Below are 15,278 nucleotides of genomic sequence, written 5' to 3' on the forward strand. Positions count from 1 at the left end.
CGGGTTTGGCTCGCAGAACAGCCAGTTCATTAAAGGTTGTAATGCGGTATTTAACGAATCATTTTTAGTATCCATTAATTGGCGGAGCAACCCAGGAATAAGATTAGAGGTAACCGAAATAACACCGTGTGCTTTGTGTACATGGCGCGCATCGTGGGCTTCGTCATCGTTACCTGACCAACATGCAATTCCCTGCTGCTCGTAATGGGCAATACGTTCATTGCCGCCACATTCTTTTATACCAATTAGGTTAGGATGCTGTGCTAATGGCTCAATAATATCAGGGGTTAAATCTTGCCCTGTACGCCCTGCAACGTTGTAAATAAACGCAGGGCCTATATCAAGTACACGTTTAAAATGCTCGTTAACACCTGCGATAGACGTGCGGCCATAATATGGGTTAATTTGCAGCGCTGCATGCATACCACTGGCAAAGCCGTATTTAGTGGCTTTTATTGCTTCACGTGTATTGTTGCTACCTGTATTACCTACAATCAGTAGCTTATTGCCATACTTGTTTGCACTATGCGCAATAAGCATTAGATGCTCTTCCCAGTTCATTAACTGGCCTTCGCCGGTTGTACCACCAACCACAATGCCATCTACTCCTGCCGTTATTTGTATTTCAACGAGTTCGTCGTATTTTGCTAGGTCTATTTCACCATTGGCTAAGTACGGGGTTTTAATAGCGGTAATTAAGCTTGCTTGTTTAATTTGTTCTAGGGTGCGCATAAAAATTCATTATTTATAAAACTTGCGCTATTTGTAACATACTTGCACGCATTTTTGCAGGCCTAAGCTAATAATAAACGTAAAATGGCTTGTGTTATTTAGTTTGATAATACAAAATATAAACACTGTGCATTTAAACAGTGTTTTGTTTTTAACTTTAAGCGAGCCTTTATGCGTTTATCTAACTACTTAGCCACTCATTTTTATAATACTGATGAGCTTTGCCATGCTTTAAATATTGACGCCGAGCAGCTAGATACATGGCAGCAACACAGCGTATTTCCTAAACCAAGCTATTGCATAAAAAGTCAACTAAGTTGCAGTTCGTATTCTGGATTGTATGAGTGTGAAGAGTACGATGACTATTACCCGCGTGGTTGTGTAAATTGGGGGCAAGGGCTAATTAAACAAAAAATTGAATCATCAAGTAATGCCTTTAATTATTTTGCGCAGCAATACACAGCAAGCCTTACTAAGCTTGCTCAGCAAGGCTTTACCTTTAACGAAGAATTGTTCGGTTGTGAAATAGAAGAACACCTACAGCAAGTATGGCAACAGTTTTTATGTAGTAAATATGGTGTGCTTACACAAAACGGGTTAATTGATGAAATAGTATGTGTAGATATTGGCCGCCTATTGGTAGACGACATCACTGAACTGCGCACTAAAGCGACCTTAAATCAACAAGAGCGTACACAACTACACCCCGCTATGAAACTATTAAACAAAGCACTAGGCCACGGGGCCGATCACGAAAAACAGCAAACCCTACGCGCTCGCTATATTGATGCGCTTATTTTAAAGTACGACTTATCCATAAAATAAAAAACAGCAAAAGCTATACCTTAGCAAGGTAATATAACTTTAAAAGGCGATGTAGATTTACGCCACCGTTTAAATTTATTGAATCAATTAGTTATTCTTAGCCAATTGATTTATATACATCAATATTACTGCTGGTTACTAGGCCCGTCACTTGTGTGCCAAAGGCTTTAAAATGCGGCTCATTTTTATGTGCTTCAAAATGCTCATCAGATGCCCACTGCTCACTCACTAAATAAGTTGTTTGCTGCGCATCACTTTTAACCGATAGCTCATAACGCAGGCAGCCTACTTCTTGGCGCGAGTACTTTTGCAGGTTTTCGAGTGCGGTTAATACAACATCTGCATCCATATTTTCACTCGAAATAGTGGCAATTACCGTTAACATACTGAGTCCTTTTAAAATAAAGGTGCAGTTTTTCTGCACCTAATATCGTGTGACGTATTTTATTACTGATCCCACTGCGGGGCAAAATCTGGCGTTGCTTGGCGGTCGCCGCAATCAAGGCCATCAATACGGGCAATGTCCTCATCATCTAATTTAACATGATCGTTAAAGTTATCTTCTAAGTTTTTACGCTTAGTTGATGAGGGGATCGTTGTCATGCCATTGGCGTTTACCCATGCAATAACCACTTGCGCTGGCGACGCATTATACTTATTGGCAATATCAATAATCGTTTCATCTTTAAGTACTTTGCCTACTACAAATGGCATATACGCTGTTACGTGTATATCGTGCTGAGCACAAAATGCGCGCAATTTAGTATTAGTTAAGTATGGGTGAACCTCAACCTGATTGGTAAAAATTTCACGCGAGTCGAGCGTTTGCATTGCTTCGTTTAAATTTGCAATAGTGAAGTTTGATACACCAATATGTTTAGTTAAACCAAGCTGTTTAGCTTTTAAAAGTTCAGTAAGGTATTCGCTCATTGGTTCATCATTTGCTGGTGATGGCCAGTGAATAAGTAGTAAATCAACAGACTCTACTTGTAGCTTTTCAAGCGATTTTTTTACACTGGCAATAAAGTCGGTTTTATTGAGCTTATTGTTCCACACCTTAGTGGTTAAAAATATTTCGCTACGCGGGATGTTGCTGTCTTTTATGGCTTGGCCTACTTGCTCTTCGTTACCATAAATTTGCGCTGTATCGATATGACGAAATCCTACTTCTAACGCCATTTTTACTGAATTGTAGGCGGTGTCGCCTTCTAAACGGAATGTTCCCATACCTAAATCTGGCATTTCAATTACACGTTGTGTCATGGCTCTATCCTTATAAAATAATCGGTTAAAAACAAGCTTTTTATAGCTTTACAAAATACACCTTTTACTTCTTTTGTGTCGTCACTTAAAAATCTATGACCTCAATACAGGTAATGAGGCCATTAATTTAAGTTTCAACCTTAACAGCTTACACTTTATACGCGCTGAATTTCCCGCTTATCAAGCATGCCACTGTAACGGGTTACAATTAATGCTAAAGCGGATATTGCTGCGCCAATCCAAGCGGTATCTTGAAGCGACATGCCCTCCACTACACTACCACCAATAATTGAGCCCAGTGCTATACCAATATTAAACGCCGCTATGTTTAAGCCCGATGCGACATCTACCGCGTTAGGCGTATGCTTTTGTGCCTGTTTTACAACATAAAGCTGCAATCCTGGTACGTTACCAAATGCAAATGCCCCCCATATTAAAATAGTTAGTACTGCGGCTACTTTTGATTCCATGGTAAAGGTAAAAGCCAATAAAATAATTGTTAACGCGCTAAATATAATACTCAGTGCGCTAATTGGGCCCCGTTTATCAGCCAATTTTCCACCCCATATATTACCAACCGCTACCGACACACCATAAACCAGCATTATTAAACTAATAGCCGAGGGGACAAAGCCAGTTTGTTGCTCTAAAATAGGTGCTACGTAAGTAAACGCAGTGAACGTGCCGCCGTATCCTAAAATTGTCATTAAATATACGAGCAATAAGCGCGGCTTAACAATAACCTGAAGCTGCTCTTTAAACGTAGCCGGGATAGACTGTTTTAAATTCTTAGGCACTAAAATAGCGCTTCCTAGCAAAGCAATTAAACCCAACAGCGATACCACTAAAAACGTTGCACGCCAACCAAAGTGTTGGCCAATCCAAGTACCTAACGGCACACCCGTTACAAGTGCAACCGTAAGGCCTGTAAACATAATCGCGATAGCACTGGCTTCTTTGTCTTTACTTACTAAGCTTGTGGCAATCATAGAGCCAATTGAAAAAAACACACCGTGAGCTAGGCCTGTTAGTATGCGAGCCAATATGAGTGTTTCATAACTCGGTGCTTGCCATGCAAGTAAGTTACCTACTACAAATAAGCCCATTAAGCTTATTAATACAATTTTACGGTTCCATCGCCCAGTTAATGCTGTTAACACGGGCGCGCCAATAGCCACGCCTACTGCATACAAACTCACTAACAAGCCTGCTGAAGGCAAGCTCACACCTAAGTCGTTCGCAATGCTAGGCACTAAGCCTACTATTACAAACTCGGTTGTTCCTATTGCAAATGCGCTTAAGGTAAGCGCCCACAAAGCCAATGGCATAATTTTATCCTCATTATTTATTAAGGCGTGTAGTTTGACTAAAAATGTGTTTGCAAAAAACAGCAATAATGACAAAATACTTTTGTAGTAAATGCAAAGGTAATCGAGGGGTTTATGTCACAACATGCCAAAACTGAAGACTTAGAAATTTTTATTACGGTCGTTGATAGCGGAAGCTTTTCAGCAGCAGCTAATTTACTTGATCAACAAGTAGCTAAGGTGTCGCGTGCAGTATCTCGCCTTGAAAATGCACTGCAGTGCACTTTATTAAACAGAACGACACGCAGATTAGAACTTACAGAAGAGGGTCATACTTTTATTAAATATGCGCGTGACGGCTTAAATACTTTGCAAACAGGTGAGGAAGCAATCAAACTCTTAAAACAATCTCCAAGTGGTAAACTTAGGGTAGATGCTGCAAGCCCATTTGTTTTGCATCAACTGGTACCTTTAATTGAGCAATTTACTCAGCAATATCCGCAGATCACACTGGATATAACCTCCCATGACAGCATTATTGATTTACTAGAACATAAAACTGATTTAGCTATACGTATTGGTGATTTAAAAGATTCAAACCTACATGCTAGAAAACTAGGCACGAGCGAATTACATTTAGTTGCAAGCCCTGAATATTTAAAAAAGGCACCAAAGCTCTCTCAAGCAAGCGATTTGAGGCATCATAAACTCATCGGTTTTACCGACTCACCTAGCCTCAATAATTGGCCACTTAACATCCCCTTAAAGCTCTCATTTGGGGTCACAGCCAGTAGCGGCGAAACAATTAGGCAACTCTGTATTGCAAACCAAGGCATTGCATTACTCTCGCATTTTATGGTTACCGACGATCTAAAAACAGGCCGGTTAGTAACCGTTTTACCAAAGAGTATTAAAACGCCAAACCATCGTGAGGACATACAAGCTGTTTATTACAAAAACAGTGCCGTGTCGTCGCGCATTTTGGCATTTTTAGACTTTATAAAACCTAAGCTTAAACTATAAGTGACGTTTTTTAATGGTTTCTCAGTATAAACAACATCATAAACAATAAGGAATAATATGGACTCGTTAACGCAGGTGGTGTTAGGCAGCGCTGTGGGCTACGCCGTTCTGGGAAATAAAATTGGCCATAAAGCCGTGTTGTGGGGCGCGGCTCTTGGTACCTTACCTGATTTAGATGTGTTTTTGCCTTATGGCGGGCATGTAGAGTCATTCACTTATCATCGAGGTTTTAGCCACTCTTTTTTTATTCACTTGTTAATAAGTCCACTTATTGTGTGGCTTATCTTAAAAATACATACCGGCATGCAAACCTATAAAATGAGATGGTTTTGGTTGGTGTTTTTGTGTTTATCAACTCACGCATTACTGGATAGTTTTACGGTATATGGTACGCAACTAATGTGGCCATTTACCGAGCATCCGTTTGCGTTATCAAATATGTTTATTATAGACCCCCTCTATACACTTCCATTGCTGTTGGGGGTGGTGTGCACGTTATTCCCTAAAGTATCATCAAGCACCGCTTACAAAATAAATAGTATCGCGCTTGGATTAAGCTCACTCTACTTATGCTCATCACTCATTTTAAAAGTCATAATTGACGGTAAAGCACAAACTGCACTTAGTGCACAAAATATAGCAGTTGATCGGTATATAAGTACGCCAGCCCCACTTACTACATTACTGTGGCGTTTTGTTGCTATGTCTGATGGGCAATATTATGAAGGCTATGCATCTGTATTCGATAAACCAAGTGAAGTCACTTTACACGCTTACAACACAACCCCTGCGTTATTAAATGACATTAAAAATGAATGGGGAGTAAAACGATTGCAATGGTTTACCAAAGGGTTTTATTCAGTACATGAACAACAAAATAACGTGGTGCTTTCGGATTTGCGTATGGGGATGGAATGCCAGTATGTCTTTAATTTTAAAGTGGGTGAAATAAACTCAAACGGAGTAAGTGTTGCTAGTTTTGAAAAGTTTAGCCAAAGACCGAGCTTTAATGATATTGATAAAATATGGGATCGGATTTGGCAACCCAGCAATTCACTTATTAAGAATACGTGCGACAACTAAAGTAGCTATTAAAGGTGACCCTTGTCGCCATATAGCTGCGTTCTATTTTTACCACGTGCTTTGGCTTCATATACTGCATTATCGGCTTGTGTAAATAAATCAAGGAATGACTTAGCATTGTTACTTATAGTCAAACCAATACTCACAGTAACAGGGTTGTCATTCACTAAAACCGTAGCAATAAGTGTATGCAGCCTATTACAAAATAGCACAGCACCTTTTTTATCAGTGTCGGGGAGCATTATTAAAAACTCTTCCCCGCCATAGCGCGAGATTAAATCTGTTTGACGACCAAAGTTTTTAAGTACTTGCCCAAGCTCTTTTAAAACTCGGTCACCTTCTAAATGACCAAAAGTATCGTTAATTATTTTAAAGTCATCTATATCTATAACAAGTAACGCAATTGTTTGCTTTGACCTTAACGATTGGTCCAATAACAACCCACTTCGGTAATTCATTTCTCTTCTGTTTAATAAGCCTGTTAGCTCATCGGTTGCTGCTAAAGACTTTAGTTTTTCAGCTTGCTCTTCTAACTTTTCTCGTGTTTTTATCAACTCATCGTAAAGCTGGTCTTGCTTAGTTGCATTAAACAAACTCCAGAACACCAATCCCTCTTCATTTATCTGCGCGTTAATAGTCATCGGGGTTTTTCGCCCTTGCCCATTAAAAATAATCAACTGCATTTCTTCAGACTTTTTCTCATGAAGTACGGTGGGAATAAGGTAGCTTTGAAAAAAAATTCTTGACGATTTTGTCAAAATTTTATTTATATTTTGACCCACTAACTCGTCCGGCTTCCAAAGTAAGTGGCTTTCAAAATAGTTGTTTACGTAAACAATTGTATTTTTAGAGTCAGTTATTAAAGCACCGCATAGAAAGCAGTCAACTGAATAAGTTGTTGGTGTTACATTATTTGGGTTGAATTTACTCACACCAATTACTGTATGTAATTAATAATAGATTCACTTACAATCTCGGGATGAGTCATTTGTAAACAATGACCTTGGGCGGTTATAACAATGAGCGAGCTGGTTTCTATCTCTTGTTTGACGTACTCACCAACAGATACATCCGCTAAAGCATCATCTTGGCTTTGCAAAATTAGTGTGGGTTGTTTTATTTTCTTTAATAGAAAACGATAGTCAGAAAAAAAAGTCGCCTCTGCAAAATTTTTGGCTATAACAGGATCGGTAGAACAAAAACTACCTGAAAGCTCGCCAATCAACTCAGCCGAGTTAGCATTACCTACAACTAAAGGGGCAAGGTAATCAGCCCAACCGATATAATTTTTATCCATTAAGCTTAATAATTCTTGCAAGTCTTCTTTATCAAAGCCACCTTGGTAATCTGGCGGGAAATTTAAAAAGCAAGGCGAGGGGCATACCATAATTAACTTACTAATTAAATCAGGCCTTTCAAAAGCAGCCAAGGCACCAATCATACCACTGACAGAGTGACCAACAAATACAAGATCAGATAATTCCAAAGCAGTACATACTTCTATAACATCTAATGCATAACCTTCTAGTTTCTTGTATCGCTGTTTGTCGTATTGAGATATATCCGAATTACCTGACCCCACATAATCGAAAAGCACAATCCTAAATTGCGTCTCTAAATAAGGGGTTAAAAAACGCCACATGTTTTGGTCACAACCAAAACCATGTCCGAATAATAATGTTTTAGGGCCGCTACCAATTATTTTTACGTTATTTCTAGATTTTATTGTTTCTGAATTTAGCACGTTAAAGTACGCCTTTATCACAAGTAACTAATCAATGTTGTCGCTAAGCTATTAAAAGTTAACATGTATTCACTTTTAATAGCTTAGCAGCCATATAAAATACTTTTAAACATACTTACAATAGTACAGAATTAATTTTGGTGTTCGTATTGGCCTCTGTATACTTCAAAAACTTTTAGGACTGTGAGTTGTTCTTTTAACAAATTATCGTACCAATCATCAAATAATTCGTCATTATCTTGCTCACTCAACGCCATATAGTGAGCCAGCAACTCAATAATATCGTTGTGGTTGCATGCAAGATGGTTAACTTGCAGTGCTAAGGCACTATGGTCGCGCTCTCTTAGGGTTTCCATTACCCCTTGATCTATTTGTTCTTGTTGTATCGCGTCGCTCATAAATTACCTCAGTATCTACTGTATATATTGTTTAACTATTTTTATTATATTATTTATAGTTATAACAGCCTAAAAATGAATAGCCAGTATTTTTGATCTAAGTGATTATTTTTTGATTTGTTTGTTTAAATAGTCAACAAATTTACTGTTTAAAGCAAGAAATCGCAGATATTACGAGTAATCACCAAACTAGAAACACAATAAGAAATGGCTATGGCGCGAGGATTTGTAATAAAGGCATTGGTAAATTTGCTAACTTTAGAACCAAAAGCGCAAGAGGTAAATTTTTAATAAAACAGGCAACACTTTAAGTGCTACCTGTTAACACTTTATTTTACTACGACAGAAAACTCAGGCGCGGCTTGAATTACTTTTTTTACCGTACACGTATTCACTGCTGCAATAAGTGCTTTTTTGTACTTTTGAGGAAAACCATCATAGAAAATAGTTTTTTACCGTTCTCATCTACATTTTCATTATTTTGTGTAAGTGTCATTCCCTCTGTAGAAATATCACGTTGCTCACAAAATTTGCGGGCATAAAACCCGGCGCACAACACCATACTTACTAAAAAGTAATCAAATGGTTCTGGGTGCTCTGCACCACCGCCGGCAGCAATACTTTGATCGCTAATTACTTCTAAATCACCAAATTTTGCGCTTTGCTTTTGGCCATCTAATAATGAAACTGAAATTTCCATAATTGTTCCTTACTTTCCAAACAATAATTCAAAAAAGCCGGGAGGCTCATGTAGTTTATGATACTTTTTACGTAGATTATCAATACTTTTTAGCGGTACTTTCGCTGCTGCTAAGCCTTGTTCGTTTGCCACTTTTTTAGCAAGCTTTGCCTGAGAGAGCACTTTATCTAGACCTTGCACAGATTTTTCAGGTTCTTGATAAAACTTGGCTGTTTTACTTACTTCAACCAGGTTAATAAACTCGTCAATTGCTGCATTAAAATCTGTAAGCTGAGTAGCTTGCACTGCCTTTTTATATGCAAGACCCGTGTTTTTCATATTTAACTCTAGGTCTACAGGCTCGCTTGCATTACTTAATGTGCTCAATAATAAAATAATAACGAAGTAACAATATTTCATGAAAAACCCTATATTTTTAAGTCTGTTAATTGTATCAAGTAAAGAGTTTAAAGTAACGAAGCAACAACAACTTAATACTGTAAAGGGGGTTTACATTTAATTAGTAAAAAATAAATTAGCGCACAATCACAACAAATAAGCATCATTTAAGTCACTGGATAATGAAATTTACTCAACCTAAAAATTTTTTTAAATAGCGCCGCTAAAACATACGCTCATTAAACATTCAAAAGCACACTTTTATTTTACATTTAAGCTTATTTAGTAAGCTAAAAAAGAAGCCATTACTAAAATTTACACTCGCATCCACCAGCCGAAATAAACAACAAAAAGATCAAAAATACGACGTTAAATTTAATTTTACTCACCCAATGTAAATAGCATAACTAAAGACGGTAAATAAAATAGTAAATAGCGATCTATTTATCAGCAAAACTTAAACAAAATTTACAAAATAAAACAACATAAACAAAATTAACCAAACAAGAAAAGCCAATAATAGCAAGGCCTGCAGAGGGTTTATTCTTATTTATTAGCATGTAATAATCGATAATTCTTTAGCTAAATGTGATAACAACGTTGTCTATTAATAGCAGCGTTGATAAACATTTTTAAAACAAAAACCCATCAGGGAACACATGAAACATTATTCTTTAATTTCTAACAGCATAAAATGTGCACTACTAACCGCTGCTGCAACAGCTAGTAGCACAGTATTCGCTCAAGAAGAGCAGATAGCAAAAAAAATAGAGCGTGTTGAAGTAACCGGCTCTCGCATATTACGTGAAGGTGCTATTGCACCGGCTCCCGTAACAGTAATTACTGGCGATCAACTAATAAATAGTGGCGCCGTTAATATTGGTGAAGCATTAAACAACCTCCCTGCACTGGGTAGTACTTACTCAATGGCTAATTCTGGTCGCTTTATAGGTACTGCAGGTTTAAACATTCTTGATTTACGTAATATGGGGACAGACCGTACACTTGTACTTGTAAACGGTAAGCGCCACGTATCAAGTTCTGCGGGTTCACAATCTGTTGATACCAATACAATACCAAGTGTATGGATTGAGCGCGTTGAAATTATTACTGGTGGCGCATCTGCCGTATATGGTGCTGATGCTGTAACGGGTGTAGTAAACTTTATTTTAAAAGACAACATTGAAGGCATGGACTTTAGTGTTACACGTGGTTTTGCCGATTTAAATAGTTACAACAACGAAAAAGCAACGTTTTCTTACGGCTCTAACTTTGATAACGACCGTGGTAATGCCGCTTTTGCTATTGAGTACTCTGGCCAAGATTCGTTGAATGCCCTTGACCACCCGTGGACTAGCACTTCGTTCAGTAACTTACCTAATCAAGCCCAAACGGATGAGAACAAAAATAGCGCGGACTTCCCAGACGATATTTTAACACCTAATGCGGGTTATTTCGCTATCAATGATGCTGGTGTTTATGCACTTGAAGATCCAACTAAGTATATTAATAGCTTTAACCCTGATAGCAGCGCGCGCAACTTATACGTAGGTAATAACGCAGATTTATATTCATGTGCAAACTGTGACTTTTTTAACTTAGGTCAATTTGAAGAAATACAGCCTGAGTTTGAGCGTTACAACGTAAACTTTAAAGTTAACTACGATGTGACCGACGACTTAAACGTTTACTTTGATGCAAAATACGTCAACAGCCAAGGCGAAAGCATTGGCCAACCAGCGTTTTTCTTTTTTGATAGCGACAACAGCATTAAAATTGACAACCCATACCTAGACCCAAGTATCAAAGCCCGTATGCAAGAAGAAGGCGTTGATTCAATCATGGTTAACCGCATGATGAGCGACCTAGGCCGCCGCGTTGAAAACAATACCCGTGAAACAACACGTTTTGTTACTGGCTTAAAAGGTACAGTGTTTGAAGACTGGGAATTAGATACCTCTGTTGTTTACGGTCAAACAGATTTAGAGCGTGAAAATGGCGCAAACATGATTTTAGCCAACTACTTTAACGCCCTAGATGCCGTTGAAGATGCAGATGGCAATGTTGTGTGTCGTAGTGCGGCTGCACAAGCTGATGGCTGTGTACCTGTAAATATTATGGGTTTTGGCGCGCCTTCTCAGCAAGCTATTGATTACATAAATACGGTATCAGTTGGCACATCAACTATTAAGCAAACCGTGGTTTCTGGCTCGCTTGCTAACGGTGCTATTTTTGAATTACCAGCAGGATATGTAGGTGTTGCATTTGGTGCTGAGTACCGTAAAGAAGAAAGCGAAACAAAAGAGCCAGATAACGCAGAAGGTACCTTCTTTAATGCTTTAGGCGAAGATAAAGGCTCGTTTAATGTTCGCGAAGTATTTTTTGAAGCGAGTATGCCTATTTTAACAGATTTACCGCTTATTCAAGACTTAGTATTTGATACCGCTGTACGTCATGCTGATTACAGCACCATTGGCGATGCAACTAGCTGGAAGCTTGGTTTAGATTGGACGGTAAACGACGAGTTACGCGTGCGTGTAACGCAATCTGCTGCCCTTAGAGCACCGAATATTGGTGAGGTTTTTGGCGCACCTAGCCAGACTTTCTACACGGTTGACGACCCATGTCGTGCAGAAAACATAGCTAATTTATCAAATGCAGCAACACGCACTGCAAACTGTGCAGCGCTAGGTGTAGCGAGTGACTTTAACTCAGGTTACGACTCGGCCTCTTTAGATGGCTTAACAAGCGGTAACCGTGATGTTAAAGGTGAAGAGTCTACAAGCACAACGGTAGGTATTGTTTACCAACCTGAATTTTTAGACAATGCTGTACTGACTATTGACTACTGGGAAATTGACCTTGAAGACGCCATTGATACAATCAGCGCGCAAGATATTCTTGACCGCTGTGTAGACAGTACTACCGGCATCAATAACCAGTACTGTAATTTAATTACGCGCGATACAAACAGCGAAATTTCGTTAATCCAAAACTCTGTATTAAACGTGGCGGGTCAAAAAGCGTCTGGTGTTGATTTTGAACTAGGTTACGATTTTGATGCGCTTGAAGGTAGCTTCAAAACGCGTTTAGTAGGAACTTACCTTATTGAACGTAAAGACTTCCCTTTCCAAGACGATCCAAGTTCATATATCGAATATGCAGGTACAACCGGTGAAGCTAAATGGCAAACCAACCTATCTGTAAGCTACGTTATGGATAATTTTTTCTCAACAGTTGAAACTCGTTTCTTAAGTGAAGTCGATTTATACACAAATGTTGAGCTTGCAAGTAACTCTAACCCTAGTAACCAAATGTCTTACGGTAAATACTTTATTACTGATATGACTGTGGGTTATAACTTCGATAGCGGCTTAGGCGTTAAAGTAGGTGTCGATAACCTATTTAACCGTAAACTTCCGTACGGTTCACGTGGGACAAGCGCTGGTAGCGCAAGTTACGACAACATTGGCCGCTTTGGCTACATAAACTTAAGCTACAGCTTATAATTATTAACAACGTTAATAATTAAATTAAAGGCTCGCAGTGCGAGCCTTTTATATCAATCCACTTCATTAAGTGATCAATTTTGAGGATTGGTATTATTTCACCTTATTTTATATTACTTAGCCAAACACATTGATACGGTTCAAGCTCAATAGTTAACTGCCCTTCCTCTATTGTTTTTCCTGACACTAAGTCAAACCACTGCTGCGTATTAATTAAATTTAAGTCAGCCAATAAAAGCGTTTGCGGTTTATCGCTAATATTAAATACACAAAAAATACTTTGTCTGCGGTCTATACTCTGGCGCCAAAAGCCAAATAATCCTCCAGAAAGATGCAACGTAAACTGAGTGGCATTAGGGTGAAAGGCACTTTGTTTTTTTCGTACACCTAACAAGTTTTTAATTCCGGAAAACACTTTGTGGTGATGGCTGTATTTTTCGCCAATTGCGGCTAATAGTTTTGACTCTTGCCAACGGTGGCGGTTAATTGCCCTATTGTGTTGCGAGTTTTCAAAACGTTCATAATCATTGGTTGTGGCAAGTAAACTATGAATGTATAAGCCCGGTATTCCCTCAAGCGCAAACATAATCGCATGTGCGCACATAAAACGCTCAAAGCCAAACTTATCTGGGCCATTGTGCGTCCCCTGCATTGCATCAAATAATGCAATATTTAACTCATACGGTGTATGAGTACCATCGTTACTGGTTCGCATTGAAACCCGACCACCAAACTGCATAGTCGTACTTACCAATGATGCCACCTCTGTTGGCTGCAACAATCCTTCAATTGGCCTAAGCCCTATACCATCATGCGATGCAATAAAGTTAAAGTATGCGGTACCGTTTTGGGCCGGTGGCATACTCATCATCCAATGCTTAAGTGCCGTACTATCGCCACTTAATAAGGTATGCAGCAGTAACGGAGGTAATGCAAAGTTATAAATGGCATGCGCTTCATTGGCATTACCAAAATAAGATAGGTTTTCTTGGTTTGGAATATTAGTTTCAGTGATGATCACCACACTTGGCTCTACATGCTCAATGAGCGTGCGCATTAGCCTGACAGCTTCATGGGTTTGAGGCAGGTTAATACAACTTGTATTAAGTTGTTTCCATAAAAATGCCACAGCATCGAGCCTAAAAAGCCGCACGCCATTGTCTAGATAATGACGGATAATACCTACAAACTCTTTTAACACCTCAGGGTTAGCAAAATCAAAATCAACCTGATCATGGCTAAATGTGCACCATACATGCTTTTCACCACTAGGTGTTGTGACAGCATTGAGTAAAGGAGACGTGCGTGGACGAACAACTTGGCTTAAATCGTCGCTTAAGCTTGCCGTTTTAAAGTAATCTTTGCCGGGATGCAAATCGTTTAAAAAGTTTTCAAACCACACACTTCGGCTCGAGCAATGGTTAATAACTAAATCAGCCATTAGCTTTACATCTTTAGCAATGCTTTTGATATCTTCCCAATCGCCTAACGACTCATTTACTTGCACGTAGTTCATTACCGCAAAGCCTTCGTCTGAGCTATACGGATAAAAAGGTAAAATATGCAGAGCGTTAATTTGCATATCGCACTGCTCTTTTATAAATCGGTGCAATGTTTTAAGCGGCGCTTCAATTGGATTTGACACTGCAAACTCAGCGTCATCGTGTTTTATAATCGAATCACCATACGCAATAAGTACAATATCTTGCTCATCCCACCGGTTTGTGTGGGGTGTTGGGTCGCGAAGAGGACTGTCACCTAAAATAATTTTTATCAGTCGCTGTGCAAACTCTGGTATAGACAAAGGCAGCTCAACATCTTGATAAATAATGTGTAGATGCTGCTCTACTCGCTGTAAAAATAATTCATTCACTGTACTCACACGCGACTCCTTTAACCGTTTATTATTTCAACTTAGCTATATTCTTCGTTATCGAGTTCTACCGCTTCTTTTAAACGTTCAAATACATCTGGCATAGCCGACACGACACGGTTCCAACTTGGCACAAATGGCGCTTCCATTGGATTATCTAAAAAGTGTTGGCCTGCTTCCATAATGTTTTGTGCAAACATTTCAACAGCTTTTTCTTCTTGGTGAACATCCAGTGTTAAACCATTCATAAGCGCATCGTTGTGGTAAGTTTCTATAAAATCTAAGCCAATGCGGTAGTACGTTGCTTTTAATGAACGAATTGTCTCGCTGGTAAACGTTACACCTTGCGTAGCGAGCTTTCTAAATAATGCTTTAGTAATATCAATCGACATTTTAGACAAGCCAGCGCTTTGGTCGTCAAGCGACAACGCCTGGTGCTTATG

The 15,278-nt window shown here is 38.9% G+C and carries 12 protein-coding genes and 3 pseudogenes; 4 read left to right on the forward strand and 11 right to left on the reverse strand.

Annotated features, from left to right (window positions below; all coding sequences use genetic code 11):
* Nucleotides 1-732 (reverse strand): annotated as a pseudogene (locus ATS71_RS07135) (dihydrodipicolinate synthase family protein); the annotation flags it as partial.
* Nucleotides 733-903: 171 nt separating this feature from the next.
* On the opposite strand from ATS71_RS07135, the gene ATS71_RS07140 reads away from it, so the two are divergent.
* Nucleotides 904-1,557: a DUF6058 family natural product biosynthesis protein gene (locus tag ATS71_RS07140; protein ID WP_058404196.1), complete on the forward strand. Its 654-nt coding sequence runs from the start codon at nucleotides 904-906 to the stop codon at nucleotides 1,555-1,557.
* 97 nt (nucleotides 1,558-1,654) lie between these two features.
* On the opposite strand, the gene ATS71_RS07145 is transcribed toward ATS71_RS07140, so the two are convergent.
* The 3 genes from ATS71_RS07145 to ATS71_RS07155 all read right to left on the reverse strand — a co-directional run bounded on the left by ATS71_RS07145 (nucleotide 1,655) and on the right by ATS71_RS07155 (nucleotide 4,148).
* Nucleotides 1,655-1,942, reverse strand: a complete 288-nt coding sequence (locus tag ATS71_RS07145) for a putative quinol monooxygenase (protein WP_058404197.1) — start codon at nucleotides 1,940-1,942, stop codon at nucleotides 1,655-1,657.
* A gap of 62 nt (nucleotides 1,943-2,004) precedes the next feature.
* The gene (gene dkgB, locus ATS71_RS07150; protein WP_058404198.1) at nucleotides 2,005-2,820 is read right to left on the reverse strand and encodes a 2,5-didehydrogluconate reductase DkgB; all 816 of its coding nucleotides are present in this window, start codon (nucleotides 2,818-2,820) and stop codon (nucleotides 2,005-2,007) included.
* 155 nt (nucleotides 2,821-2,975) lie between these two features.
* Nucleotides 2,976-4,148, reverse strand: coding sequence for an MFS transporter (locus ATS71_RS07155; RefSeq protein WP_058404199.1), 1,173 nt, complete (start codon nucleotides 4,146-4,148; stop codon nucleotides 2,976-2,978).
* Nucleotides 4,149-4,262: 114 nt separating this feature from the next.
* Here ATS71_RS07155 and ATS71_RS07160 point away from each other — a divergent pair, with 114 nt between their 5' ends.
* Entirely contained in the window at nucleotides 4,263-5,150 is an 888-nt protein-coding gene (locus ATS71_RS07160; protein WP_058404200.1) for a LysR family transcriptional regulator, read from the forward strand.
* Between the two features lie 57 nt (nucleotides 5,151-5,207).
* Nucleotides 5,208-6,233, forward strand: a complete 1,026-nt coding sequence (locus ATS71_RS07165; RefSeq protein WP_058404201.1) for a metal-dependent hydrolase — start codon at nucleotides 5,208-5,210, stop codon at nucleotides 6,231-6,233.
* An 8-nt stretch (nucleotides 6,234-6,241) separates the two neighbouring features.
* Here the strand turns inward: ATS71_RS07165 and ATS71_RS07170 are convergent, their stop codons facing one another.
* The 5 genes and pseudogenes from ATS71_RS07170 to ATS71_RS07190 all read right to left on the reverse strand — a co-directional run bounded on the left by ATS71_RS07170 (nucleotide 6,242) and on the right by ATS71_RS07190 (nucleotide 9,474).
* The gene (locus ATS71_RS07170; RefSeq protein WP_082653602.1) at nucleotides 6,242-7,165 is read right to left on the reverse strand and encodes a diguanylate cyclase; all 924 of its coding nucleotides are present in this window, start codon (nucleotides 7,163-7,165) and stop codon (nucleotides 6,242-6,244) included.
* A gap of 5 nt (nucleotides 7,166-7,170) precedes the next feature.
* The gene (locus ATS71_RS07175; RefSeq protein WP_058404203.1) at nucleotides 7,171-7,977 is read right to left on the reverse strand and encodes an alpha/beta fold hydrolase; all 807 of its coding nucleotides are present in this window, start codon (nucleotides 7,975-7,977) and stop codon (nucleotides 7,171-7,173) included.
* Nucleotides 7,978-8,108: 131 nt separating this feature from the next.
* Nucleotides 8,109-8,375, reverse strand: coding sequence for a hypothetical protein (locus ATS71_RS07180; protein ID WP_058404204.1), 267 nt, complete (start codon nucleotides 8,373-8,375; stop codon nucleotides 8,109-8,111).
* Nucleotides 8,376-8,704: 329 nt separating this feature from the next.
* A pseudogene (locus ATS71_RS07185) lies at nucleotides 8,705-9,075 on the reverse strand (OsmC family protein).
* A 9-nt stretch (nucleotides 9,076-9,084) separates the two neighbouring features.
* Nucleotides 9,085-9,474, reverse strand: coding sequence for a cytochrome b562 (locus tag ATS71_RS07190; RefSeq protein WP_058404205.1), 390 nt, complete (start codon nucleotides 9,472-9,474; stop codon nucleotides 9,085-9,087).
* 638 nt (nucleotides 9,475-10,112) lie between these two features.
* Here ATS71_RS07190 and ATS71_RS07195 point away from each other — a divergent pair.
* Nucleotides 10,113-12,962: a TonB-dependent receptor domain-containing protein gene (locus ATS71_RS07195; protein WP_058404206.1), complete on the forward strand. Its 2,850-nt coding sequence runs from the start codon at nucleotides 10,113-10,115 to the stop codon at nucleotides 12,960-12,962.
* A gap of 103 nt (nucleotides 12,963-13,065) precedes the next feature.
* On the opposite strand, the gene ATS71_RS07200 is transcribed toward ATS71_RS07195, so the two are convergent.
* Nucleotides 13,066-14,844 carry a sugar phosphorylase gene (locus tag ATS71_RS07200; RefSeq protein ID WP_058404207.1) on the reverse strand — a complete coding sequence of 593 codons (1,779 nt, stop codon included), beginning with the start codon at nucleotides 14,842-14,844 and terminating at the stop codon, nucleotides 13,066-13,068.
* Between the two features lie 32 nt (nucleotides 14,845-14,876).
* Nucleotides 14,877-15,278 (reverse strand): annotated as a pseudogene (locus tag ATS71_RS18915) (glycosyl transferase); the annotation flags it as partial.

Source organism: Pseudoalteromonas sp. H71, from assembly GCF_001468485.1.
GTDB lineage: Bacteria > Pseudomonadota > Gammaproteobacteria > Enterobacterales > Alteromonadaceae > Pseudoalteromonas.

Excerpts from the sequence above, each read along its gene's own strand:
- ATS71_RS07140 (WP_058404196.1), top strand. The coding sequence starts at position 904 with ATGCGTTTATCTAACTACTTAGCCACTCATTTTTATAATACTGATGAG.
- ATS71_RS07145 (WP_058404197.1), bottom strand. The coding sequence starts at position 1,942 with ATGTTAACGGTAATTGCCACTATTTCGAGTGAAAATATGGATGCAGAT.
- dkgB (WP_058404198.1), bottom strand. The coding sequence starts at position 2,820 with ATGACACAACGTGTAATTGAAATGCCAGATTTAGGTATGGGAACATTC.
- ATS71_RS07155 (WP_058404199.1), bottom strand. The coding sequence starts at position 4,148 with ATGCCATTGGCTTTGTGGGCGCTTACCTTAAGCGCATTTGCAATAGGA.
- ATS71_RS07160 (WP_058404200.1), top strand. The coding sequence starts at position 4,263 with ATGTCACAACATGCCAAAACTGAAGACTTAGAAATTTTTATTACGGTC.
- ATS71_RS07165 (WP_058404201.1), top strand. The coding sequence starts at position 5,208 with ATGGACTCGTTAACGCAGGTGGTGTTAGGCAGCGCTGTGGGCTACGCC.
- ATS71_RS07180 (WP_058404204.1), bottom strand. The coding sequence starts at position 8,375 with ATGAGCGACGCGATACAACAAGAACAAATAGATCAAGGGGTAATGGAA.
- ATS71_RS07190 (WP_058404205.1), bottom strand. The coding sequence starts at position 9,474 with ATGAAATATTGTTACTTCGTTATTATTTTATTATTGAGCACATTAAGT.
- ATS71_RS07195 (WP_058404206.1), top strand. The coding sequence starts at position 10,113 with ATGAAACATTATTCTTTAATTTCTAACAGCATAAAATGTGCACTACTA.